This is a genomic window from Mycolicibacter arupensis, assembly GCF_002086515.1.
GTDB lineage: Bacteria > Actinomycetota > Actinomycetes > Mycobacteriales > Mycobacteriaceae > Mycobacterium > Mycobacterium arupense.
In genome coordinates, this window is the sequence record NZ_MVHH01000003.1 from 140,624 (window position 1) to 165,389 (window position 24,766).

Genomic DNA, 24,766 nt, shown 5'->3' on the forward strand with positions numbered 1-24,766 from the left:
GGCTTTTCAGGGTATTGACTCCCGATATCACGCAGCATCTAGTACCGGTTTCCCGCGGCTCTCGATACCGATATTCCGCGGGGGCGTGACAGAAATCTAGTGGCCGGTGAGAATGGACTCCGCAAGGCACTCGGCAAGCGGGCCGGCAACCGCGCCGCAGTCAAGGAGCTGAACGCCCCGCTGGCCGAGAAACTCGGGGAGTAGCAGGCTCCTAGACCAACCCCAGCGCCGCCCGTAACCGATCAGCGTCCATCCCACGCCCGGCCGCTGCCCCGGACGGGAAGCTGTTGAGCAGCCTGATCAGGTCACCGCGGCGGGTCGGATCGTCGGCGGCCTGGCGCGGGGTGATCCCGCCCAGCGCCGGGATCGACTCGTCGAGCCAGCGTTCCTCGTATTCGTGGAGCACCTGTTCCATGAACGCGAGCAGCTCCGGGTCTTCGGGCTCACGTGCAACGGGGTGGTCGCCGGTCACCGCCGCAGCCTGCTTGAGGTCGCCGATCGGGGTGCGGGTCTCGTCGAGAATCTCCAGCGCTGGATCGATCCCGCGCAGCACCACCAGCACCCGGTCCATCCGCGCGTCACTGTTGGTGTCCACGGCCACCGTGTCGCCGTCGAGCGCCAGGGTGGCCCGAACCCGCTGCATGCCGTCGGTGGTGACGAACTCGATCCACTGAGGCGGATCGGTCTCGGTGCGCTCGTAGCACTCATCGAGCTCGGCGGCCAGCGCCACCGGGTCACCGACCCGAATCTGGGCTTCGCAGATCACCATCGGGTCGCCTTCGGTGTTGACCAGCGCGGGTGGGGCGAACCGGCGAGTCAGGAACGCCACCAGCTCCATCGGATCGGGCTCGGTATCAAGCAGCTCGATGAGCGGGCCGCGTTCGTGCAGCGCGACCGGTTCGACTCCGCCGAAGAACTCCATGCCCTCGCCCGTCGGCACCACCCGCGCGCAGATCAGCTGGCCGGGCTGCAGAATTCGGCTGGCGGTGCGCTCGGTGACCTCGTGCACCTCGCCGGTGCGTACGTCCCGCAACGTGAGCCCGCGGCCGGGCCGGACCTGCTCGACGTCGAACACTGACCGCTCCACTCCCAACCACTGTTGGGCCAGCACCCGCTCGTCGTCGGGCAGCAACCCGCCGCGCAACGCGAGGAATTCCTCGAACGCCCCGCCCTCGAACAGCACCGCATCGATCGCGAGCGGATCGGCCAGGGCTTCGGCCAACCGATCGTCCGGCTGATCCTCGCTGTAGCGGGTCCGCTCGTAGCCGACCGCGGCCACCAGGTCGCGCCACTCGCCCTGCAAGACGTGCTGCTGAGCCTTGGCGTACAGCCAAGCCACCCGGTCGGCCAGCGCGAGCTGCTCGTTGCCCAGGTGGCATTTCTTGTACTTGCGGCCCGATCCGCACCAGCACGGCTCGTTGCGGCCGACGTCGGTGCGCGGTTGCGCGCGGTGCCGTTCCAGCAGGTGCACCAGCGGGTGATCGGCGTCAGCACCGGCGCGACGCAACAGCCCCAGGCCGGTTTCGGCGTCACCGCGGTCGGAGGCGATTCGGGCCAGGTCGAACAACGGCAGTGGCCAGTCCGGGTTCATCGATTCGGCGGCCAGCAGCTCGCGTTCGCACCCGTCGATGTCGCCGAGCCGCTCGTACGCCACCGCGTGCAGCCAGCGGGTCGCCACCCGCGCCGCCCGCGGTACCTTCGGCTCCATCGTCTCAGCGAACAAGCCCAGCGCGGCGGCCCCGTGCCGGCCGTCGCGGGTGGTCTCCTCCATCAGGATCTCGGCCAGCAGCGGATCCGCCAGTGCCGAACCCAGTTCGCCGAGGATATCGGCGAACGGTCCGCCGACGGGCTCGTCGTCGGCCAAGCCGTCAAGCGCAACGCCTTCGTCGGCGGCCATGTCCAGCATCCGCGCCATCTGACCATGCACCTCGATCAGCGTGGTCAACACGAACGCATCATCGGGGTCCAGGCGGTAGCGTGCGGCCAGCCGGGCACAAGTGTTCTCGAACTCCCAACGGGCGAAGTCGAACCCGGCGGGTGCCAGCTGCTCCTCATGGCGGGTCAGTCCATGCTCGTCGACGATCTCGCTCAGCGGGGCCGGCGCGGTGATGAAGGCCGACGGGTGATCGGCGCACAGCGCCCAAACTACGGCGGCGAAGTATGCGGGCGCGTCGGCGTCCAGCAGGGCGGCCAGCTGGGCGCCCAGCGTCGGGTCCGCCGTCGCGGTGACCGGCTCCAGTGCAATCCCGTCGTCGGTCAACCGCAGTCCGACCAGGTCGCCCGCGGCCACCCCCAACCCCGCCAGGGTGCCCGGTTCCAGCAGCAGCGCACCGGACGCGTCGACCGACTCGCCTGCGATGCCGCGCTGCGCCAGCAGCGCTTCGTCGTAATCCGGCAGCACGATCGTCGCCGGTGCGCCATCGGCGAAGTTCCGAAGGCCGTCGTAATTGCACAGTTCGGTGATCGGATCCAGGTCCGGGGTGACGTTGAGCAGATCGTGGGTGATCTCTGCGGTGGTCAGTCGGTGGGTGAAGACCCGCCCGGCCAACAGTGAGGGCAACCACACCCAGCGTCCATCGGGCAATTCCGCGGCCGGGCAACTGTATTCGTCGAGCAGTTCGTCGGCGACGGCGTCCGGATCGGTGATCCCGGCTTCGCTTAGCCGCTCGACGATGTCCTCGTCGGAGAGCGGGCCGTGCTCGGTCAGGATCGCTGCGAGCGTTGGTAACGCGTCGGAGGTGTCGGTCACGGGCATGATTTTAGGTTCGGCGGACGTCGCTTGCGGCGGTGCTGTCAGACGGAGCTGTTGTCGCCCTGCGCGTCGACGACGGTCTCAATCAACTCCACGATGCGCTGCTGCCCGGCCGCGGTCATGTCGAACTTGGCGCGCATCTCGGCGAAGCCGTTGTCGACCCGCGCGAACTGCTCGTCGACCCGCCTAAAACCGTCGACCATGTCCGCCCGCAACGCGTTGAAGCTTCCGATGGTGGCCTGCTGGAAGTCGCGGATTTCGCCGCGGATTGCACCGACGTCGCGGTCCGCCCCGCCGGCGAGCACCCGGGCTGCGGCGGCGTCGTGTTCGCTGGCGCGTACCCGGCTGCGCAAGTCTCCCACCTGCACCTCCAGTGCGGTGACCCGTGACTCAAGGTTCTCGTGCGGCATGGAGGCAGCGTACGTCGAGACGGCACTTGAGCAAGCCGGTCCGTCCACAGGCCGCAAGGGCGGCCACGTCCGGGACAAGCTGCCGGCACTGAAGCTGCCCGCGGAGAGCCGGTCGACCCCCATAAAGGAGATGTCCCGGTGTTCCACGGCCACTTGCCGCCGCAGCGGCAGGACGTTGAACCGGACTGATTGCCATCTTCGACGAAGCCGGCTTCGCCATCGAAGGAATCCGGCCGCCTTTCCGGCGAGTGGGATGGCGCTGGCATTTTCCTTAGAGATATGATGTGGTGTAGACCACGTTAGAAACTCTGATGTGATGTAGACCACAGGAGCCGATGCAATGACCGCTTTCTTGACTGGCTTGGGCGTCACGGCAGCCACCGCGACCACAGCCGCCGGCATGATGGGTCACGCCACCGTGGCGCTGTGCGTCGGTCTGGTGTCGGCGGCCTTCTTCGCCGGCCAAATCTGCTGAATTACCCCTGAGCGGCCTTAACCGAGCCGCCGAATCGCGCACCCGAGTGCCCCTACCGTGGCGCCGGGTGCCGGCAACTATCGTCGAGCGATGACCCCCGAGGAGCGGCTGGCCGCGCTCGAACACATCGAGGCGATCAAAGCCCTCAAGCACCGCTACTTCCGCGCCTGCGACGCCAAGGATCCCGCAACCTTTCGGGCCTGCTTCATCGCCCACGGCGCCGACATCAACTACGGCCCGTTGGGCGGTTTTGACGACGCCGACAAGATCGCCGCGGTGTTCACCCGGATCGCGCTGCACACCGTGGATGGCAGACCGGCGATCTTGGACATGCACCACGGCATGCATCCCGACATCACCGTCACCGGCCCCGGCACGGCCACCGGCCGCTGGACGCTGAAGTTCCGTCAGCTCAACATGATCGAGCGCACCGAACGCCTGCTCACCGGCGAGTACGACGACGGCTACCTGATCGAGGACGGGGCCTGGAAGATCGCCCGCAGCCACTTCCGCCAGCTCTGGGCGATCACCCGGCCCCTCGGCGACGACGCGATTGTGGAGGTTTAGGCCATGAGTACGCCGATCGCCTTGGTCACCGGCGCCAGCCGCAGCGTCGGCAAGGGCGTCGCGCTGGCCCTGGGCTCACACGGCTGGACCGTCTACGTCACCGCCCGCGGTGCTGTCGGCGCCGACGGGCCACTGGATGAGACGGCCCGCGAGGTCACGCAGCGCGGTGGGCGCGGCATCGCCGTGCAGTGCGATCACCGCGACGACGCGCAGATCGCGACGCTGTTCTCCCGCATCGCAGGCGAACAGGGCGGCCGGCTGGATCTGCTGGTCAACAACGTGTGGGCCGCGCCCAAGGGCTTCGCCGGATTCACCGAGAAGTTCTGGCAACGCCCGCTCTCGGACTGGGACACCCTGATCGGGGTGGGCCTGCGCGCCCACTACGTGGCCTCGGTGCACGCCGCACAACTGATGGTCCCGCGCGGGGCGGGCCTTATTGCCAACATCTCCTCCTTCGGCGCCCGCGGGCACCTGCACTCGGTGCTCTACGGCATGTCCAAAGCCGGGCTGGACAAGATGGCCGCCGACATGGCCGTGGAGCTCGCCGGAACCGGAGTGAGCGCGGTGTCGCTGTGGCCTGGCCTGGTGAAAAACGAAGTGATGCGGGGCTTCATGGATCGTGGCCTGGACAACTTCCAAGGCTTCCCGCTGGCCAACGCCGAAACGCCGGAGTTCATCGGCCGCGTCATCGCGGCCCTGGCGCAGGACCCCCACCTGGCCGCCCGCAACGGGCACACCCTGATCACCGCCGAGATCGCGCTGGACTACGGCATCACCGACCTGGACGGCAACCAGCCCGACTCGCACCGGAGCCTGTTCGGCGGCGGCCCGCTGTATTAGCCGTGGCGCCACACCCGCAGCGCCGCGGTGACCATCGGAATCTGCAACGGCAGACGAGCGATGGTCGCCGCCCGCAACCACGGCTTGTCCCAGAACAGCCGGACGCTGTTGAGATTGCCCGGGTACACCGCGACGAACAGCGCGGCCGCGGCCAGTGCAGCCCGCCGGCGGGTGCGGGGCACCAGCAGCAGCGCCCCGATCACCACCTCGGCGACCCCGGAGGCATAGGTGTAGAACCGGGCGCTGCCGGGCAGCTCGGCCGGAATGATGCTGTCGAACGGCTTGGGCCAGGCGAAATGGGCGGTCCCGACACCGAGCAGCATGCCGGCGAGCCAGCGAGCACGGGTGATCGCGGAGCGCTCTTGCGCTGTGGTGGTCGTCACGGCCCCGAGTGTAGCCGCGGCGGCTACCAGTTACTGGGGACGTAATCCTTGAGGAAGCACCCGTAAAGGTCCTCGCCGGCCTCCCCGCGCACGATCGGGTCATAGACCCGCGCGGCACCGTCGACCAGATCCAACGGGGCGTGGAAACCCTCTTCCGCCAGGCGCAACTTGGTGGGGTGCGGGCGTTCGTCGGTGATCCAGCCGGTGTCCACCGCGGTCATCAAGATGCCATCGCTCTCCAGCATCTCGGCCGCACTGGTGCGGGTCAGCATGTTCAGGGCGGCCTTGGCCATGTTGGTGTGCGGATGGCCCGGGCCCTTGTATCGGCGGCTGAACTGGCCCTCCATCGCCGAGACGTTGACGACGTACTTACGGCGGGCCGTCGCCGCCGCCATCGCCGGGCGCAGCCGGCTCACCAGGATGAACGGGGCGGTCTGATTGCACAGCTGCACCTCGAGCAACTCCAAGGCGTCGACCTCGTGCACCCGCTGGGTCCAGCTGTTCACCGAGGCGGTGTCGGGCAACAACCCGCCGGCGTCGATCGCGGTGCCGGCGGCGATCCGCTCGGGGGAGGCGCTGCGCGCGGTCAGGGCCAGCTCGGTCAGCGCGTGCGGCTCCTGGTGCGCGGCGAGGCTGCCTGCCAGCGCCGCGGGATGGGCGTCGCTGACGTGGTCGAAGGTGATGACGTCGACCAGTTCGTTGGCGGGGGTGCGTTCGGCCTGCACCAGGGCCGCATACGACCCAGGGGCGCGCCGCACCGTCTGCGCCGCGTTGTTGATCAGGATGTCCAACGGTCCCTGGGCGGCCACCGTGTCGGCCAGCGCCACCACCTGGGCCGGATCACGCAGGTCGATACCCACCACCTGCAGTCGGTGCAGCCAGTCGGCGCTGTCGGGCATCGCGGCGAAACGGCGCACCGCATCGTTGGGGAAACGGGTGGTGATGGTGGTGTGCGCACCGTCGCGCAGCAGGCGCAGCGCGATGTACATGCCGATCTTGGCGCGCCCGCCGGTGAGCAGGGCACGACGGCCGGTCAGGTCGGTGCGGGCATCACGCTTGGCCCGGCTCATCGTGGCGCAGTCCGGGCAGAGCTGGTGATAAAACGCGTCGACCTGCGTGTAGTGCGTCTTGCAGATGTAGCAGGCCCGCGAGCGCAGCAGCGTGCCCGCCGAGGCCCCGACGGCCGCAGACACCAGCGGGATGCCCTGCGTCTCGTCGTCGATGCGCCCCGGCGCACCGGTGGCGGTGGCGGCGATCACGGCCTTGTCGGCGGTGGCCACCGCATCGCGTTTGGCGCTGCGGCGGGCCTTCTTGACCGCTTTGAACATGCGTGCGGTGGCCCGTCGCACCGCCACGGCGTCGGGGTGCTCGGGCGGCAGTGCATCGATCTCGGCCAGCACCTGCAAGCAGGTGGCGAGCCTTTCGGAGTCGATCGCGGTCACGTCTGGAAGGGTATCGGGCCTGGTGCCCGATTATTGAATTGCTCCAGATCGCCCATACACTCAGCGACGCAATGACCGATAACGCCCTGGACTCGCCGGCGGTGGCTACCGCGCCGCACAGCGGCCGGATCTCCGCCGAGGCGGCCCGCCGCAGAACCTTCGCTGTCATCAGCCATCCCGACGCCGGCAAATCCACGTTGACCGAGGCGCTGGTGCTGCACGCCAGGGCCATCACCGAGGCCGGCGCGGTGCACGGCAAGTCCGGCCGACGGGCCACGGTGTCGGACTGGATGGAGATGGAGAAGGCCCGCGGCATCTCCATCACCTCCACCGCGCTGCAGTTCCCGTACCGCACGGCCAAGGGCCAGGACTGCGTCATCAACCTGCTCGACACCCCCGGTCACGCCGACTTCTCCGAAGACACCTACCGGGTGCTGACCGCCGTCGACTCGGCGGTCATGCTCATCGACGCCGCCAAGGGTCTGGAACCGCAGACCCTCAAGCTCTTCCAGGTGTGCCGGCACCGGCGGATCCCGATCATCACCGTGATCAACAAGTGGGACCGCCCCGGCCGGCACGCGCTGGAGCTGATGGACGAGATCGCCGACCGGATCGGATTGCGCCCCACACCGCTGACCTGGCCGGTCGGCATCGCCGGAGAGTTCGACGGGGTGCTGGACCGCCGCTCGGGAAACTTCATCCGGTTCACCCGGACCGCCGGCGGGGCCACCGCCGCCCCCGAGGAGCACATCGCCGCAGCCGACGCCCACGCCGCGGCCGGGGCGGACTGGGACACCGCGGTCGAAGAGTGCGAGCTGCTGTCCGCCGATGGATCCGACTTCGACCGCGACGCGTTCCTGGACTGCTCGGCCACCCCGGTGCTGTTCACCTCGGCGGCGCTGAACTTCGGGGTGAACCAGCTGCTCGATGTGCTCACCGAGCTGGCGCCGGCGCCCAACGGTGCGCTCGACGTCGACGGCGGCCGACGCGCCACCGACGCACCGTTCAGCGCGTTCGTGTTCAAGGTGCAGGCCGGCATGGACTCCGCCCACCGCGACCGGATCGCATTCGCGCGGGTGTATTCAGGCACCTTCGAACGCGGCGACGTGCTCACCCACGCCGCGACCGGCAAGCCGTTCGTCACCAAGTACGCCCAGTCGGTGTTCGGCCAGCAGCGCTCCACGTTGGACACCGCCTGGCCCGGTGACGTGATCGGGCTGGCCAACGCCGCCGCCCTGCGCCCTGGCGACACACTGTATTGCGATGTGCCGGTGCAGTATCCGCCGATTCCGAGCTTCTCCCCGGAGCATTTCTCCGTGGCGCGCAACGTCGATCCCAGCAAGCACAAGCAGTTCCGCCGCGGCATCGAGCAGTTGGATCAGGAGGGCGTGGTGCAGGTGCTGGTCTCCGATCGCCGCGGCGAGCAGGCCCCGGTACTGGCCGCGGTCGGCCCCATGCAGTTCGAGGTGGCCGCCCACCGGATGGCCCGTGAGATGGGGGCGCCGATCACGCTGGAGCCGTTGCCCTATCAGGTCGCGCGGATCGTGGACGACGCTGACGTCGACTTCGTCAGCAAGCAGTCGCTGGCGGAGGTCATGACCCGCACCGATGGCGTGCACCTGGTGTTGTTCTCCAACGCCTGGCGCCTGCAGGGTTTCCAGCGCGACAATCCCGACGTGCAGCTGCGGTCGCTGGTGGCCGCGGAGAGCTGACGCGGGGGCGCCGGGTCAGCTCCGGAGGCGTACCAGCCGCGTCGTCGAGCTCTCATCGAGCTCCACGAGGTCCGAGTAGGATCGCAGGAAGTCACTGAAGGACTTGTAGCCCAACGCTTTTTCGCTGAAAGATGGATCCATTCGCTTCATCTGAGCCTTGACCGACGAGTTGTGCAGCCACTCGACGTCGTCCTTCTCCAAGCCGATCTGCAGCGCGCGGATGAGCAGGGCGGTGGCGGTGTCCTGCGGATCCGGCTGAACCTCTTCGGGCTCCTCTTTGGCCTGTCGCGAGCGCCGCTTCGGCTCGGCCTCGGTCTCGGCCTCCGGGGTGGCCGGCGCGGGTTTGAACACCGGTACGCCGGGCAGCGCGTCATAGCTCACGAAGTCATCGCAGGCGGCCGCCAGTGCGCGGCTGGTCGATCCGGCCACGCCGATCCCGACGACATAGCGGCCCAAGCGTTTACAGCGCTGCGCCAGCGGGATGTAGTCGGAGTCGCCGGCCACGATCACCACGTGGGTCAGGTCCGGCAGCCGGAACATGTCCTCGACCGCATCGACGGCCAGCCGGATGTCGGCACCGTTCTTGCCGTAGGCGGCGGCAGGGAACAGCTGCACCAGATCCACTGCGCGCCCTACCAGTTGCTGACGGTAACCGGTGTTGACCTCCGCCGACCAGTCGGCGTAAGCGCGGGTGAGCACCAGCGTCCCGAACGACGCCGCGAAATCGATGATCGCTCCGACGTCGACGGTGGCCCGGGACAGCCGGTCCGGGTTCTTGGACAGGCCCTTGGACTTGTCCTTCTGAAATGAGCTCCGACCGTTGACCTGGTCATAGCGGGAGATCACGATGTTGTCGAAGTCGAGGTAGACCGCGACCCGGGTATTACCGGTTTCTGTCATCGGTCCAGTGTGGCGCACCACCAGCCTCATCCCTAATGGCCCGGAGGTTATGGGGGAAATGCCCACCTTTGAGCGACAACGGCGCTCGGGACGCGGCGTGGGTACGAGTTGTCGCTCAGAGGCGGGCAATTCTTCGCATGGGTCGGCCCGACGACACGCCGAATCGGCCCGGCGCCAGCGCGCTATCAGCCCGGAATCCAGCTCGGGGTCCTCACGCCTGCCGCAGGCGCAGCGCCAGCCCGGACGCCCGCACCACCCGGCGATCCAGCGCCGCGCGCACCGACGCCTCCGACCCGATCACGCGCACCTTGGACTTCGCCCGGGTCACCGCCGTGTAGAACAGCTCCCGGGTCAACAGCCGCGACTCGACGGGCGGCATCAACACCGTCACCTCACCGGCCTGGCTGCCCTGGCTCTTGTGGATCGTCATCGCATACATGGTCTCCACCTCGGCCAGGCGGCTGGTGGCGAACTCCAGCGGCCCCGACGCCGTCGAGATCACCGCCCGCAGCCCCTCGTTGCGCACCACCACCGCCCCGGTATCGCCATTGCGCAGCCCGAGCCCGTAGTCGTTCACGGTCACCAGCAAGGGCCGCCCCGCATACCACTCGGTCCACATCGGATCACCGGTCTGCTCAGCCACCAGCCGACGGATCTGCTGGTTCCAGTGCCGCACTCCGTGCAGCCCCTCCCGGTGTGCACACAACAACCGGTGCTCGTCGAGTGCTGCTGCCGCCGCGGTGACATCGCCTAACAGGGCGGCCTGGCGCACGGCCAACGCGTGGGGCACCACTACGGCCGCCAACCGATCGGCCACGTCCACCGCATGGTCGGTGTCGATCCATTCGACATGGTCGCCGCCGGCGGCCAGCAGTGCGATCGCCGTGTCGGCGTCGCCGTCGCGGATCGCCACCGCCAGCGCACCGATCGACTCGCCGAATCGGTGCGACGTCTGCAGCGTCGCCACCCGGGTGTCCGGCCGCCCCTCCAGGCCCTCCACCAGATCGGCCAACACCGCACCGGCTTCCACCGACGCCAGCTGGTCGGCGTCGCCCACCAGGATCAGCCGGGCATCGGGACGCATGGCCTCCAGCAGCCGGGCCATCAGCGTCAGCGACACCATCGACGTCTCATCGACGACGATCACATCATGGGGCAGCCGGTTGGCCCGATCGTGGCGGAACCGCACCGAGGTGTCCGGCCGCGAACCCAGCAGCGTGTGCAGCGTTGTCGCACCCAGGCCGGCGAGCCGTGCCCGATCCACCGGGTCCAGCTCGGCAACCTCCGCGGCGACCGCCTCGGTCAGCCGGGCCGCGGCCTTACCGGTGGGTGCGGCCAACGCGATCCGCAGCCCGGGCATGCCCGAGCGTTCGGCGTGCTCGGCCAACAGTGCCAACAGCCGTGCCACCGTGGTCGTCTTGCCGGTCCCCGGGCCACCGGTGAGCACCGTCACCGGCTGCGACACCGCGATTTCGGCGGCCGCCCGCTGCTCATCGAACCTGCCGGGTGGAAACAGTCGGTCAAAGGCAGGCAGCTGCGCCGGTGCCGTGCCGGGCGCCGACAAGGCCAGTAGATCCGTGCAGACCTGCTCCTCCTCGCGCCAATACCGGTCGAGGTAGAGCAGTCGACCGTCGTAGAGCCGCAGCACCTGGGCCTGCACCAGCCGGCTGGTCTGCACCGCCGCCAGCCAAGCCCCCGGCTCCGGCCAGGGCACCTCCACGGCGTCGGTGTCGGCGGCCACCGACGCCAGATCCAGGCACACCGACCCATGCCGCAGTGCGCGCACCGTCAGCGCCAGCGCCAAACCCACCGTCTCGTCGGTCTCACCGCCCAAGGCGGTGATGCGTTGGGCGGCATGCACATCGGCGGCATCGAGTACGCCGGCCTGATTGAAGTCCCGCAACAGTCCAGTGGCACCACAGGCAACCCGCCACTCCAGCAGTTCGCTCATGCCGCCCGCCTCGCATGCAACAGGTCCGACAACGCCACCACCAGTGCGGTCGGTGGTCGCCAGTCGAACACCCCGGCGCGATGCCCGTCGATGACGGGAGTGTCCGGCCCGCACATGCCACGCACGAACAGATACAGCACACCGCCCAAGTGCTGATCGGGGTCATAGTCGGGCAGCCGCCACCGCAGGAAGCGATGCAGCACCGCGGTATACAGCAGTGCCTGCAGGGGATAGTCCGAGTGCAGCATGGCGGCGGTGAGCCGGTCGAAGCCGTAGTCGGCGGCGGTGTCACCGAGCCGGTTGGTCTTGTAGTCGACCACCAGGAAACGCTTCTCGGGTACGCGCAGCACCACATCGATCGACCCGGACAGATATCCGCGCAGCGGTTGGCCGCCCAGTGCCTCGGTGGACAACCGGTCGGCGTACGGCGCGAACGGATCGTCGGCGGGCAGGTGCTCGCGCAGCAGCGCACCGACTTCGGCCAGCCGCACGTCCGGTGCCACGCCCCGGACATCCCCGCCGGCAAGGGGGATCTCGAAATCGAGCTCCCGCAAACGGTCTCGCACCCCGATCTGGCGCAGTGTTAGCCCGTCGGCCAGCGGTCCCAGCGGCGTGTGGTGCATGGGCACCAGCGCCGCGGCCAACGCGGCAGGCTCGGCGTCCACCGACCACCACGCGGCGTGCAGACGCACCTGGGCTTCCAGCTCGGCCGCCAGGTCGGCGGCGAACGGATCGGCGGTCTCCAACGCGGCATGCACCAGAGACCCGAACGCCGCTCCCGCGGGCAACTCGGCCATCGGCGAGAGCAGGTCCGCTCCGTCCGGCGGCGCCGCGACCGGCACGGGCACGTCGTCGGCCTCGTCGTCGCGGGTGGCCAACTCCGGCTCGCTGTGTACCCCGGACGCCGCGCCTGCTGCGTCCGCGGCGTTCTCTGAGGCATGTCGGATCAGCCCCGAGTACGAAGTACGCCGCCACCCGGTATCGATGTGCCGGTGAAAATGCCGCGCCGCCAAGTCCTCTGGCGCCTGCGCCGGGGTGACGGGGGCCAGCGCGGGGATCACCGAATCCTCAATGACCAGACCGCCGGCGGCCTCCCACTCCCGAAAACAGGTCAGTGCCTGCTCGTCGGAGGGCTTGGGTTCGCAGCGATCCGGCACCGGCGCCTCGCCGCGGCGCCGGCCCCGCAGCAGCCGGGACAGGCCGCCGTTGGGCTCGTCATAGGACGCCGACCACCACGCCACCACCTGCGACTGCGCGCGGGTCAATGCCACGTAGGCGAGCCGAATGTCGTTGCGGGCGGCCTCGGCCAGGCTGAGGCGTTGCACGTCGGTGTGGTCGGCGCTGTCCGGGCCGCCGACGTTCCGGCACCGCACACCGGCTTCGTGGTACAGCGGGACGGCCTCATCGAACATGTGCCGGTTGAAGGCGAACGGCAGGTACACGATAGGGAACTGCAAACCCTTGGAGCCCCACACCGTCAGGATCTGCACGGCGGCGGCATCGGAGTCCAGCCGGCGATTATGTTGCCCGCCGCCGTTTCTCTCCGTGCATTGGCGGCGCAACCATTCCCGCAACGCCGGCAGGCCCAGCCGGTCGCGGTGCGCCGCCTCATGCAGCAGCTGTGCCACATGGGCCAGATCGGTCAGGGTGCGTTCGCCGCCGTACTCGCCCAGCAGCCGCCACTTGAGGCCAGCGAGCTGCGCCGCCTCGAATACCGCCGCCGGACCGTGCATCCGCAGCTCATCGGCCCAGTCCCGCAGCGTCGAGGCCACCTTGTCGGTCAATGCGTCACCACCGTTGGCCAGTGCGGCGGCGCTATGGCCGAAGAACACCGTCGCCGCGGCGGCCCGCACCAGACCGCCACGGTGGGTCGCCTCGAACGCTTCCAGCAGACACAACCAGTCGGCGGCAGCTGCCGAGGAGAACACATCGGCGTCGCCGGTGAACACCGCCGGAATCCCGGCTCGCAGCAACGCTTCCTGGCATGCCGCCGCGTCCTTGCTGTTTTCGACGATCACCGCCACGTCGCCGGGGCCGATCACTCTGCCGTCGAACGTGGCGCCGCTGGCCCACAAGGCGGCGACGTCGGCGGCCAGGTCCTCGGGGATATGGCGTCGCAGCTTAGGCATCGGGACCGCACGGTCCGCGCCCACGCCGAAAGCCGCGCGGCCCACCACCCGAAGTCGCAGCGGCGCGCCGCTCGGAGCGCCCGCCAGCCGGGACCCGCTGACCGCGGCCTCGACGTCGTGAACCACGATCTGCGGATCCCCCAGCGCCGCGCCGCCCATCACCGTCTGCAGTGCATGAACCAGCGCCGAGTCGCTGCGCCAGTTCACCGCCAGGGTGCGCTGCTGCCCAGCGGTGCGGGCCGCCTGCAGATAGGTATGGATGTCGCCGCCGCGGAACCCGTAGATGGCTTGCTTGGGGTCGCCGATCAGCACCACCGCCGAATGGCCGACGAAGCCGCGTTCGATCACCTGCCACTGAATCGGATCGGTGTCCTGGAACTCGTCCACCATCACGATCGGCCAGCGCTGCCGCATCCTTTCGCGGGCCGGTGACTCTTCGGGTTCCAGCGCACCGGCCAGCCGGCGAAGCAGGTCGTCATACCCCAGCACCCCGAGCCGGCGCTTGCGCAGCTCCAATTCGGCGCAGACCGCGTCGACGAACCGCAGCCGCACCTCGGCCACCGTTCCGGGCTCGGGATGTTGCGGGCGCAGTTGGGCATACGGGTCCGAGACCACCACCCGCGCGAGTTTGAGCGCATCGGCGTAGCTCAGCGCCACCTCGTCGCGTTGCGTGCCGAACTTCGCCAGGTACAGGTCGTCGACGACACTGGTGACCAGGTCGTCCAGACTGTCGACCAACTCCACTCCCGCACCGGTGTCACCGGCAATGCCCAGTGACTTCAGCACCAGATGACAGAACTGGTGAGTGGTGGCGATGGTCGCGGCGTCGAAGCCGGCCAACGCATCACGCAGCCGGCGACGGCGCGCCTCCCGCTCCTGCACACTGCCGCTGCACAGGTGCGCGACAAGTTCGTTGGGTTCCGGCGCGCGGCTGCCGTCGAGGGCGGCCACGGTCTCCACCAGATGGCGGCGCACACGGTCTCGCAGCTCCCGGGTGGCGGCGCGACTGAAGGTGATCAGCAGCATCTCGTCCAGCGTGGCGTGCCCCTCGGCCAGATAACGGGTCACCAGCCCGGCCAGGGTGAACGTCTTACCGGTGCCGGCGCTGGCCTCCAGCACCGTGGTGGTGCCGCGGGCCGGCAGCGGGCCCAGCAGATCGAAGCGTTCCATCAGCGTCCCCGCCTCTCCGCGCGCAGCAGCGGCAGCCACAGCCTGGCCGCCAGTGCACCCAGCCGGGTGTCCTCTCCGTCGACCTCCTCGCCGGGCCGCGGCGGACCCACCAGCACGTCGAACGGCGCCCGCGGGCCCCAGACCCGCACACTCGCGGGTTCGGCGTCCTCACCGGGATAGCGCTGGGTGGTCCACTTGCTGCTGGCATACCCGACCGGGTCCCGCCGAGCGTGGCGCTTCTCTGCCCATGCGAACGATGTCTTGATCGGCAGCGGTAGCGGTTCGCAACGCCCGATGTCATAGAGCCACAACAGCTCCCGCAACGTCTCGATCGGATGGGGCGGGGAGCCCAGGACCCGCTGCAGGACGCGCTCGCCGTCGCGGGCCCGGCCGATGCAGCGAGCGGTCCACTCGACGTCGGGCCGTTGGGCGGCCAGCGCCACCAGCGGGATCCACGCCTGCAATAAGTGGGTGTCGCGCAGCTTGGAATAGTTGACCGACACCGTGGTGATGTCGAACACCGGGGTGACGGTGCCGGTCAGCCGGCGCCCGCCCCCGAGGTCCAGATCGATGTCGTAGGTCGCCGCAGGACCGTGGCGATGTTCGAGCGCGGCGGCGGCCAGGTTCACCACGCGGTCCCGGATCTGTTTGGCGGTGCGCCAACCCAGCTGCCCGGGGGGCAGGCTGCCGCGCCGCCACTCGGCGGCGATAGCGTTGGCGGGGTCGGTTCCCCGCAGTATGTCGTGCAGCATGCGATTGCCGACCGCCCACTCGCCCAGGGCATCGATCTCGACGGGCATACCGTCTTCGACCTCGTCGACCTCCCACGGCAGCGTGTAGTTCAGCGCGCTGAAAAAGCCCTTGACCGGGTCCTTGAAGAACTTCAGCAGATCCACGAGCGCGACGTCTCCCGACGGCGGTGCGGGCAGCGGCTCGGTGATGAACCGTTGCGCGTCGTGACGGGTTCCGGCGGCGGTCCTGGCGGCCAGCGGCACGGTCGGGTCGAAGGTGAACGGCACATCGGGGATCAGCCGGCCGGGTTCGACGCATCTGACGTCGAACGGCTGCAGGGGATGCTCCACGACAAGTCGCTGGCGTACCGGCTGCGGCGTGGTCTGATCCAGGGCGTCGATCAGCTCGGCCAGGGGGACGGCGGGCGGGCGGGGGTGGCCGCTGTGTTCGTCGGCGCCGGTGTAGGTGATCACCAGCTTGTCGGTGGCCGCGGTGATCGCATCCAGCAGCAATTGCCGGTCCTCGGAACGGATGTCACGTTCCCCGGTCATCGGCCGTCGTGCCAGCACGTCGTCGCCGTCGGGCAGGTCCAGCCGGGGGAACACTCCGTCATCCACGCCCAGCAGGCACACCACCCGGTGCGGCACCGACCGCATCGGCACCATGGTGCACACCGTCAGCGTTCCGGTGCGGAAGTTGGCCCGAGTCGGGCGCCCCGCCAGGTGTCCGTCCAGCAGTATGCGCACATCGGGCAGCCGCAGCGCGGTGTCACTGCGGTCCGCGGCGTCGTCGAGCACCTGCGACAACTCCCGCTGCAGATGTGCGCTCTGCCAGGCGTCCGTGCCGGCGTCGGCCAGTTCGGCGACCCCGTCGCGCAGCGCGGTGATCCACTGCGCCAGCGGGCGGGTGCCCTCGAGCCTGTCGACCGTCGACTGCAACCGTGCGACGAACTCGGCCAGCTTGCCGGCCAGTTCCACCTGACTGCTGCCCACGTCGTCCAGCGGTAGCGCGGTATCGAGCCAGGCCTGCGAATCGTCGGACATCGCCACCCCGGTCAGGATGCGGTCCAGGCCGAATCGCCATGTGTTGTGGACGATGTGCGACAGCCCGTAGGGCTCGCGGGTGTGCGGATCAAAGCCCCAGCGGATGTTGGCGGTGCGCACCCAGGTGGTGATCTGGGCCAGGTCGTTGTCGGTGAAGCCGAACCGTGCCCGGACCGGGTCGCTGTGTGCGAGGTTGAGCACGGCGGTGGCGGTGGCCCGGCTGCCGGCGATCTCCAACAGTTCGGCTGCCACCGCCAGCAGCGGATTGGTCTGGGTCAACGCCCGGTCCGCCAGCTGTACCCGCAATCGGTGCGCCGGGTGGGTGTCACCGGCCAGCTCGCCGAGCCCGAAGTCGGCGACGATCAACGGCGCGTAGGTCTCGATATCGGGGCACATGACGACGATGTCGCGGGGTTCCAGCGTCGGATCGTCGTGCAGCAGCCCAAGCAGGACTTCGCGCAGCACGTCGACCTGCCGGGCCGGGCTGTGGCAGCTGTGCACCTGCACCGAGCGGTCAGCCGCGGCGAGGCTGCGGCCCTGCGGCCGGACCGCGTTGGCGCTCAGATCGGACTGCAACCAACCCAGGAGCGTGTCCGGTCGGGTTGTGGCGCAGAGATATTCATCGGTGTCGGGCGCAGCGGGCAGGCCGCGCTGCAACTCGCGCAGATCGCGGCCCAAGGTCTGCAGCAGGGGATGGTGTGCGCGGCGCCGCGTTTCGTCTTCGGCGCGCGGAACGCAGCCGTGCACGTCGTTGAGCGAGCGCCACAGCTCGTCGGAGGCGTGCGGAAGCCACAGGTGCAGGTCGTGATGGGTGGCCAGCGCTTCCAGTAGCTCGATATCGGTGCACGCCAATCGGGTGTGCCCAAACAGGGACAGGCGGGCCGGCAGCGTCTCGACGGGCCCCTGGCGCAGGCGGGTGACGGTCTCGCGGTGCCGAATGCTCGGGGCATCGATCCCGACCGCGGCCACCAGCGCACGCCACAGCGGTGGCTGCCAGCTCAGATCGTCGGCCAGCACCCCGGTGGCACCGTCAGTGGACTTCCCGGCGCTCCAATCGATGAGCAGCTGTGGCCGCTGTCGGGCGTAGGAGGCGAACAATCCGGCCAGCCGGCGGGCCACCGCATAGCGCCTGCCGCGGCGCAGCTCACCCTCGGGGCTGGGGTCGCCGTGGCCCACATGCTTTGCCAGTGTGGCGCACCAGGGCTGATCCAGGCTCGCGTCGATCACCGCCAGCAGCGGCCACGCCAGGGCATCCGGGGACCAGGGGTCGTCCTGGCCGGCGCCGGTGATCTCGGCGAGCAACGATCCCGGGTTGCGGAACTCGACCCCCGCACACACTCCGTCCCCCGCGGGACCGGCACCCAAGACATGAGACAGCCGCTGGGATAGCCAGCGCTCCACGCCGCGGGCCGGAACCAGCACCAACTCGGAGTCGAACGGGTCGGACGGGGGCGTCGCCAACAGTGCGCCCAGCCCGTCGACCAGGGTGTCGGTGCGTTCGGCACGGTGCAGGTGAAGGCCCATCGCGCTCACCATAAACCGCGGTGCCGACGGCGCGGCCTCGTAGGCTGGGACGCGTGAGAGCCGTCAGCTGTAGTAACGCCCAACTTGATGTCGTCGACCTCCCGACTCCGATCCCGGACCGCGGCCAGCTGCTCATCGACGTGTTGCGCTGCGGCATCTGCGGTTCCGACCTGCACGCTCGCCAGCACTGCGACGAGGTCGCCGAGGTCATGGCCATCACCGGATACGACGGATTCATGCGCTCCGATCAGCAGGTGGTGTTGGGGCACGAGGTCTGCGGCGAAGTGCTCGACCACGGTCCCCGCACCCGCAAGGCGCCGCGCCCCGGAACCCGCGTGGTTGCGCTGCCGCTGTTGCGACGCGGGGCCGACGTGCACGCGCTCGGGTTGTCGGTCTCGGCGCCGGGCGGCTACGCCGAGCAGATGCTCGTGGAGCAGTCGCTGACCCTGCCGGTTCCCAACGGCCTGTCCACCGAGGCGGCCGCGCTCACCGAGCCCATGGCCGTGGCCTGGCACGCCGTGCGGCGCGGCGAGGTGCGCAAACGCGACGTCGCGATCGTGATCGGCTGCGGACCGATCGGCCTGGCGGTGGTGTGCATGCTCAAGGCTCGCGGCGTTCGCACCGTGATCGCCAGCGACTATTCGCCCGGCCGGCGGGCGCTGGCCACCCGCTGCGGGGCCGACATCGTGGTGGACCCGGCGCAGGAGTCGCCGTATGCCGCCGCCGCAGGTCACGGGCATCTGGAGAAGGCACCGGATGCGCTGAGCCTGGCGGTGGGCACCGTCGACAAGCTCTACAAGGCGCGGCTGCCCTGGTGGCATGTGTGGCGGGCGGCCGAAGCCGTCGGCGCCGCCACACCGAAGCGGCCGGTGATCTTCGAATGCGTAGGGGTGCCCGGCGTGATCGACGGCATCATCGCCGGGGCGCCGCTGTTCTCCCGGGTGGTCGTGGTGGGAGTCTGCATGGGAACCGACGCGTTCCGGCCGGCGATCGCGATCAACAAGGAAACCGACCTGCGATTCGTCTTGGGCTACACACCGATGGAGTTCCGCGACACCCTGCACATGATCGCCGAGGGCAAGGTCGACGTCTCACCCCTGATCACCGGGACCGTCGGTTTGGACGGGGTGGCCAACGCGTTCGGCGCCCTGGCTGATCCGGCCCGGCACGCCAAGATCCTGATCGACCCTCGAAGCTCGGTGCAGGAGGTCTCGGCGTGACGACGGGCATCAAGCGGATCGCGATCAGCACCGGTGGAGGCGACGCACCGGGCCTGAACGCCGTCATCTACGCCGCAACCCTGGCCGCGCGCCGCCGGGGCTGGGAAGTCGTCGGGATCCGCGACGGCTTCAACGGACTGCTGCTCGGTGACGACTACCCCAACGGCGGATTGATCGAGCTGACCCGTAACCGGGTGCGCGGCATCATCCACCAGGGCGGCACCATCTTGGGCAGCACCAACCGCGGCAACCCGATCGCCTACCCGGTGCAACAGCCCGACGGCAGCTGGAGCGAACAGGACCGCACCGCAGAGCTTCTCGACCTTGTGGCCAAGCATGAGATCGACGCGGTGATCACCGTGGGCGGCGACGGCTCGCTGGCGATCGGCCACCATCTGCACGAGGCCGGGCTGCGCCTGGTCGGGGTGCCCAAGACCATCGACAATGACCTGGAAGGCACCGCGGCGACCTTCGGATTCGACAGCGCCGTCGACTTCGCCTCGGAGTGCATCGATCGGTTGTTCTCCACCGCCACCTCCCACAGCCGGATCATCGTGGTGGAGGTGATGGGTCGCTATGCGGGCTGGATCGCGCTGCACGCCGGCATGGCCTCGGGGGTGCATGCCGTTCTGCTGCCGGAGATCCCGTATCGACTCGATTCGGTGGCGGAGCTGATTCGCGAACGGGCGCAACGGGGTTCGACATATTCGATCGTCTGCGTCGCCGAGGGCGCCAAGCCGGTGGACGGCGAGCTGACCGTGGCGGGCAAGGCGGTGGGCCAGGCCGAGCGCCTGGGCGGGGTGGGCGTCAAGGTGGCCGCCGAACTCGAGGCGCTCACCGGGCGGGAGTCGCGCGCGGTGGTACTCGGCCACCTGCTGCGCGGCGGTTCACCGACGTCGGCCGATCGCCTGCTGGGGTTGCGGTTCGGCGCCGCCGCGGTGCGGGCCCTCGACGAGGGGCACAGCGGTGTGATGGTGGCGCTCAATCCGCCGACGGTGAGCTACGTGCCGCTGGCGGAGGCCACCCGCCGGATGAAGACCGTGCCGCTGGACTGCGATGCCATCCAGACCGCGCGGGACCTGGGCATCCGGTTCGGCGACGAGGACGTCCGCGGGGGCTGAGCCGGCGCGGGTTCCGGCCTGCCGCGCTGAGTGCCGGACCCGCCACATCCGCCTCAGGCGTCACGTGATGCCGAACGTGTGGGGTGTGCCCGGCTCTGAGCGACAAACGACGTTATGTCGGCTTGGGATTGGCGGCCCCGGGTCCATGGGCGGGGCAACGCTCGTGGCCGACGCTGGATCAGTGGCTGGCAGGACCCCGTTTGTCGCTCAGAGCCGGGCACACACCCCTATTCCCCTGGCCTGTGACGGGTGGGGCGGGTCAGAACGCCACGGTGAAGCCATGACGCAGAATCAGCTCCGCGGTCACATCCGGGCGCTCGGAGAGCGGCCAGGATTCAACGGCGAAAGCTGCGGCTCCGAAGAACGCGTAGTTGACCGAGTTCTCCGGGGTGGTGCGCGAGCGGTAGACGATGGCGTCCGGGCATTCGTCGGGCTCGGGCCACCAGCGCCGTAGGGCGTCCGCCAGCTCCTGGCAGGTGGCCCAGACCGCGTCGTGCTGGCCGGTGCTGATCTGGTCGTCGACGCCGAGGGCATCGAGATTGCGTTCGGTGCGTAGGTCGAGCACCCGCAGATGCCGGGTGGCGCGCAGGCGCACCAGATGGTGGCGGGCGTGATCACCGGGAACCATCAGCCCGGTCAGCCGGTAGCGCTCCCGAAAGGCGCCGACCAGATCGGTTGCCGCGTAACGCGTCCGGAATGCCGCCGACGGAGAATCGAAGCGGTACCGCGGGTGGGTGAACCCGTCCCAGGTCCACTGGTCCGGGGACTCGGCGTCAAGGCGCCACAGCGGCGTCCCGGCATTGATCCGGCGACGGCGCAGTCCGCTGGGTCGGGTCTGGGGCAGTGGCGCCCGGTACCCGGCGGGGAGCTCAGGCACCGAGCGCGGTGAGCAGTCGGCGTGCGTCCGCCGCGGTCTCGGGGTGACGCAGCGCCTCGGCGATCGAGACACCGCCCAGCTCGTCATGGGTGAGCCGCATGATGCGGTCGGCGGCCAGCGGGTCGGTGGTGAAGCGGCCCAGCAGTTCCAGGATCGCCGGCAGGTCGGGGCGCAATTGCGCGCCGTCGAATTGCCAGGCCGGGAACCAGGTCTGGTTGCCCACTGCCGCGCCGATCAGCTTGCCGCGACTGCGCAGCCGGTGCACCGCCTGCGGAGTGCCGAGGCGTAGCAACTCCTGTGCTTGGGGGGTGGGCAATGCCCCGGCGACGAAGTCGTCGATCAGGGCGGCGCGACGCTGATCGTTCAGTGCGTGGGCGGCGATGCGCTCCAGGGTGCCCTGCGGCGCCGTGGGCGCGTCCAGCAGTGCATCCAGGACCTGGGCGAACCCAGCGTCGGTGCGGGCGCGCTCGGCGACCTGGCGGGCGATCGGTGCGACGATGGGCATGCGATCGATACTACTCGCCGATGCCCGCTATTGAAACAATCGAAACAATCAGTGGGGGCCGAGACCGCGCGGACGGGTGAGCGCGCGCCAGCCCAGCGCCACGGCCGCGAGGGCGATGATGGTGCCCAGCAGCGGCCAGACGCCCAAGGCATCTACCCGGGCGGCCAGCCAGGACTGCACCGCGCCCGCCGCCCCGACCACCGGATCGTCGGGGTCGGCGTCGGCGAAGTACAGCCGGATCTCGTACAAGCCGTAATAGCTGACGTACAGCCCGGTGAGCAGCACGATCACCCCAGCGATCCGGCCCACATACGGCAGCACCCGTCGCAGTGCCGAGCTTGCCGCCGAACCCATCAAGGCCACCGCGATGGCCGCCACGCCGACCGTGATGCTCATGCCTGCGGCGTAGGCGACGAACGCCAGGACCCCGGCCAGCGTCGACCCCTGCCGGAAGGTCGTGCTGATCACCGCCAGGAACGGTGCGATGGTGCACGACAACGACGCGACCGCATAGCCGACGCCGTAGCCGTACATCGACCCCAGGCGCGCCGTGGGAGTTCCCCCGGCCGCGGCGGGCAGCAGCACGGCCAGATCGCGGCCTGACACCAGCCACCCGCCGATAGCCAGCAGCGCCACACCGATTACCACGGTGGCGAACGGCAGATACTTCTGCGCCGAGGCGATCAACGGTGAGACCACCAACCCGAATATCCCGAACACGGTCAGGAATCCGGTCGCCATCGTGACGGTGGCCAAGGCCGCCCTGGCCAGCGCCGCCGGGCGCGATGTCTCGCCGCTGCCGGCGATCACCAGCCCCAGGTAGCCGGGCAGGAAGGCGAAGCCGCACGGGTTCAGTGCCGCCACCAGTCCGGCGCCCAGAGCGAAACTGAGTGTGGCGGGGTCGATCACGAACCGGTCAGAGCCTGCAGCCGCCGGCTGAGTTCGGATTCGGGCAGCGAGCCCGTCACGACCTCGACACGCCCGTCCGGGTGGATGAAGGCGTAGGCGGGCTGGCGAGTCACCCCGAACCTGGCCCAGACCGCGGCGTCGGTGTCGGCCAGCTCGGTGAATTCGTCGACGCCGTAGCGGGTGGCGAACGCCCGCAAGGCGTCCAATCGGTCTTGCGCGCCGACGCCGACGAAGGTGACCTTGGTGTGTTCGGCCGCCATCCGAGCGACCATCGGCGCATCCCGCTGGCACAGCGGGCACCATGGCGCCCAGAACCACAGCACCGCCGGCCTGCCGCTCAGGCTGGCGCCGGAAAACGGTCGGCCGTCGAGGGTCTGGGCGGCAAAATCAAGTTGAGCGTTCTCGGCCCGGGTCTGTGAACCGCAACCGAAGATCAGGACGGCGATCGCTGCCACCGCCATGAACAGAACGGCCGATCGGCGACGCCCAGAAGCCGTGTCAGGGGGCATACCGGCGAGTATGCCATCGCCTCCTGCGAATCTTGATGTTCTGCCATGGCGCACGGTTTCGAAGACCGAGCCGGACGGGCATGCTGGATGCCATGAACCGAAGCCAGATCACCGAGCAGATCATCGCGGCCCGTATCGCCAAAGGCTTGACGTGGCAGGAGTTGGCCGACGCGATCGGCAAGCCGGTGGTGTGGACCACCTCGGCGCTGCTGGGCCAGCATCCGATTCCCGCCGAGCTGGGCACGGTCCTGGCGGGCCTGCTGGGGCTGGACTCGTCGGCGGTGCCGGTCCTGGCCGCGGTGCCGACACGCGGCGGGCTCACCGCCCCGCCCACCGACCCGACTATCTATCGGCTCTACGAGGCGGTGGGCGTCTACGGCCCGGCGATCAAGGAACTGATCCACGAGCAGTTCGGTGACGGCATCATGAGCGCGATCAATTTCAGCCTGGACTTCGAGCGCAAGTCGCACCCGGGCGGTGATCGGGTGGTCATCACCTTCGACGGTAAATTCCTTCCCTACGAATGGAATTCAGCGGACTGATAGCGCGCTGATGGCTGATCGACCGATGGGCGCCGCGCAGCCCCTGACCGCCGACCTGGTGCTGTCCGGCGGGGGAGTGCGCTTTGTGGGGCTGGTCGGTGCGGTGGTCGCGCTGATGGACGCCGGCTACTCGCTCCAGCGCATCTCCGGGGTGTCCGGCGGCTCGGTGGTGGGCACGATCTTGGCCGCCGCCGCCCAGGGTGACCAGCTGGCGCCCGCACAGATCAAGGAACTGGCGCTGTCGGTACCGCTGGGCAGCTGGCGTGACGCCGGACCGATCCCCGTGGTGGGACCGGTGTGGGGGTTCTTGCGTGACAGTGCCCTCTACCGCGGCGACGTCGCCCATGCGTGGATCCGCGGGGAGTTGGCGAATCTGGGCGTGCGCACCTGGGGTGATCTGGCCTACGAGGCCGACAATCTGGCGCCCGAGCGGCGCTACCGGGCGGTGGTCACGGTGACCGACGTGACCACCGGGCAGCTTGTCCGGCTGCCGTGGGACTACCGGCGGGTCTACGGCTTAGACCCCGACGAGCAATCGGTCGCCGATGCGGTGCGGGCCTCGATGGCGGTGCCGTTCTTCTACCGCCCGGTGACCCTGACCAGCGCCGACGGATTGCGATCCACCCTGGTCGACGGCGGGGTGCTGTCCAACTTCCCGATCTACACCTTCGACCGGCTCGACGGCCGTCCTCCGCAGTGGCCGACATTCGGGGTCACGGTGGTCCCCGAGCTCTCCGACGGGCTGGGTGCCATGGTCCCGGTGCTGCGGCCGCTGCGGCTGTTCGGACAGTCGCTGCTGCTGGAGAACCTGATCAGCACCATGCTGGTCGGCCATGACCAGACCTATCTGAATCAGCCGTGGGTGAGCGTGCGGGCCATCAAGGTCAACTCCACCGATGTCAGCGTGCTGGATTTCGACATCTCTCGGGACCGACGGGAAAAGCTCTACGACAACGGGTATGCCGCCGCCACCGAATTCCTGTCGACCTGGGATTGGCCCGCCTACCTGCGGCGTTTCCGCGCATCGCGCTACCCCGAGGCGGATTAGCTCAG

General features: G+C 69.3%; 20 protein-coding genes. 8 read left to right on the forward strand and 12 right to left on the reverse strand.

Features of this window, described 5'->3' with window-relative positions:
- Positions 1 to 211: 211 nt before the first annotated feature.
- Positions 212 to 2,749, reverse strand: a complete 2,538-nt coding sequence (locus BST15_RS03005) for an SEC-C domain-containing protein (protein ID WP_083070805.1) — start codon at positions 2,747 to 2,749, stop codon at positions 212 to 214.
- Between the two features lie 44 nt (positions 2,750 to 2,793).
- A complete protein-coding gene (locus tag BST15_RS03010; RefSeq protein ID WP_046187847.1) occupies positions 2,794 to 3,162 on the reverse strand; it encodes a hypothetical protein in 369 nt (122 codons plus the stop codon).
- 340 nt (positions 3,163 to 3,502) lie between these two features.
- Between BST15_RS03010 and BST15_RS23005 the strand changes: the two genes are divergently transcribed.
- The 3 genes from BST15_RS23005 to BST15_RS03020 all read left to right on the forward strand — a co-directional run bounded on the left by BST15_RS23005 (position 3,503) and on the right by BST15_RS03020 (position 5,044).
- On the forward strand, positions 3,503 to 3,637 hold the full coding sequence (locus BST15_RS23005) for a hypothetical protein (RefSeq protein ID WP_264002423.1): 135 nt from the start codon (positions 3,503 to 3,505) through the stop codon (positions 3,635 to 3,637).
- Between the two features lie 90 nt (positions 3,638 to 3,727).
- Positions 3,728 to 4,204, forward strand: coding sequence for a nuclear transport factor 2 family protein (locus BST15_RS03015; RefSeq protein ID WP_046187848.1), 477 nt, complete (start codon positions 3,728 to 3,730; stop codon positions 4,202 to 4,204).
- Between the two features lie 3 nt (positions 4,205 to 4,207).
- The gene (locus BST15_RS03020; RefSeq protein WP_046187849.1) at positions 4,208 to 5,044 is read left to right on the forward strand and encodes an SDR family NAD(P)-dependent oxidoreductase; all 837 of its coding nucleotides are present in this window, start codon (positions 4,208 to 4,210) and stop codon (positions 5,042 to 5,044) included.
- Here BST15_RS03020 and BST15_RS03025 read toward each other — a convergent pair.
- Both BST15_RS03025 and BST15_RS03030 read right to left on the reverse strand, forming a co-directional pair.
- A complete protein-coding gene (locus tag BST15_RS03025) occupies positions 5,041 to 5,427 on the reverse strand; it encodes a DoxX family protein (protein ID WP_046187850.1) in 387 nt (128 codons plus the stop codon). The genes BST15_RS03020 and BST15_RS03025 overlap by 4 nt on opposite strands.
- A gap of 23 nt (positions 5,428 to 5,450) precedes the next feature.
- Positions 5,451 to 6,869, reverse strand: a complete 1,419-nt coding sequence (locus tag BST15_RS03030; protein WP_046187851.1) for an SDR family oxidoreductase — start codon at positions 6,867 to 6,869, stop codon at positions 5,451 to 5,453.
- A gap of 71 nt (positions 6,870 to 6,940) precedes the next feature.
- On the opposite strand from BST15_RS03030, the gene BST15_RS03035 reads away from it, so the two are divergent.
- Positions 6,941 to 8,581, forward strand: coding sequence for a peptide chain release factor 3 (locus tag BST15_RS03035; protein ID WP_046187852.1), 1,641 nt, complete (start codon positions 6,941 to 6,943; stop codon positions 8,579 to 8,581).
- A gap of 15 nt (positions 8,582 to 8,596) precedes the next feature.
- Here BST15_RS03035 and BST15_RS03040 read toward each other — a convergent pair whose 3' ends face one another.
- The 4 genes from BST15_RS03040 to recC all read right to left on the reverse strand — a co-directional run bounded on the left by BST15_RS03040 (position 8,597) and on the right by recC (position 18,030).
- The gene (locus tag BST15_RS03040; RefSeq protein ID WP_109370673.1) at positions 8,597 to 9,481 is read right to left on the reverse strand and encodes an NYN domain-containing protein; all 885 of its coding nucleotides are present in this window, start codon (positions 9,479 to 9,481) and stop codon (positions 8,597 to 8,599) included.
- A gap of 211 nt (positions 9,482 to 9,692) precedes the next feature.
- A complete protein-coding gene (gene recD, locus BST15_RS03045; protein WP_046187853.1) occupies positions 9,693 to 11,432 on the reverse strand; it encodes an exodeoxyribonuclease V subunit alpha in 1,740 nt (579 codons plus the stop codon).
- Positions 11,429 to 14,731, reverse strand: a complete 3,303-nt coding sequence (recB, locus tag BST15_RS03050; protein ID WP_046187884.1) for an exodeoxyribonuclease V subunit beta — start codon at positions 14,729 to 14,731, stop codon at positions 11,429 to 11,431. The genes recD and recB overlap by 4 nt, the downstream gene beginning before the upstream one ends.
- Positions 14,731 to 18,030: an exodeoxyribonuclease V subunit gamma gene (gene recC, locus BST15_RS03055; protein ID WP_046187885.1), complete on the reverse strand. Its 3,300-nt coding sequence runs from the start codon at positions 18,028 to 18,030 to the stop codon at positions 14,731 to 14,733. Before recC ends, recB begins: the two co-directional genes overlap by 1 nt.
- Before the next feature lie 53 nt (positions 18,031 to 18,083).
- Here recC and BST15_RS03060 point away from each other — a divergent pair, with 53 nt between their 5' ends.
- A complete protein-coding gene (locus BST15_RS03060; protein ID WP_046187854.1) occupies positions 18,084 to 19,250 on the forward strand; it encodes a zinc-binding dehydrogenase in 1,167 nt (388 codons plus the stop codon).
- Positions 19,247 to 20,371 (forward strand): 6-phosphofructokinase, encoded by a 1,125-nt coding sequence (locus tag BST15_RS03065; protein WP_046187855.1) that lies wholly within the window; start codon positions 19,247 to 19,249, stop codon positions 20,369 to 20,371. Before BST15_RS03060 ends, BST15_RS03065 begins: the two co-directional genes overlap by 4 nt.
- 259 nt (positions 20,372 to 20,630) lie before the next feature.
- On the opposite strand, the gene BST15_RS03070 is transcribed toward BST15_RS03065, so the two are convergent.
- Genes BST15_RS03070 through BST15_RS03085 form a run of 4 tightly spaced genes read right to left on the reverse strand, consistent with a single transcriptional unit; the run spans position 20,631 to position 23,171 of the window.
- The gene (locus BST15_RS03070) at positions 20,631 to 21,248 is read right to left on the reverse strand and encodes an RES family NAD+ phosphorylase (protein ID WP_109370668.1); all 618 of its coding nucleotides are present in this window, start codon (positions 21,246 to 21,248) and stop codon (positions 20,631 to 20,633) included.
- Entirely contained in the window at positions 21,241 to 21,753 is a 513-nt protein-coding gene (locus BST15_RS03075) for a hypothetical protein (RefSeq protein ID WP_046187856.1), read from the reverse strand. Before BST15_RS03075 ends, BST15_RS03070 begins: the two co-directional genes overlap by 8 nt.
- 48 nt (positions 21,754 to 21,801) lie before the next feature.
- On the reverse strand, positions 21,802 to 22,662 hold the full coding sequence (locus BST15_RS03080; RefSeq protein WP_046187857.1) for a cytochrome c biogenesis CcdA family protein: 861 nt from the start codon (positions 22,660 to 22,662) through the stop codon (positions 21,802 to 21,804).
- Complete coding sequence (locus tag BST15_RS03085) at positions 22,659 to 23,171, reverse strand: redoxin domain-containing protein (protein ID WP_109370669.1); 513 nt, start codon at positions 23,169 to 23,171, stop codon at positions 22,659 to 22,661. The genes BST15_RS03080 and BST15_RS03085 overlap by 4 nt, the downstream gene beginning before the upstream one ends.
- 92 nt (positions 23,172 to 23,263) lie before the next feature.
- Here BST15_RS03085 and cynS point away from each other — a divergent pair, with 92 nt between their 5' ends.
- Positions 23,264 to 23,713 carry a cyanase gene (gene cynS, locus BST15_RS03090; protein WP_442928564.1) on the forward strand — a complete coding sequence of 150 codons (450 nt, stop codon included), beginning with the start codon at positions 23,264 to 23,266 and terminating at the stop codon, positions 23,711 to 23,713.
- 10 nt (positions 23,714 to 23,723) lie between these two features.
- Positions 23,724 to 24,761, forward strand: a complete 1,038-nt coding sequence (locus BST15_RS03095; RefSeq protein WP_083070799.1) for a patatin-like phospholipase family protein — start codon at positions 23,724 to 23,726, stop codon at positions 24,759 to 24,761.
- Positions 24,762 to 24,766 lie beyond the last annotated feature (5 nt).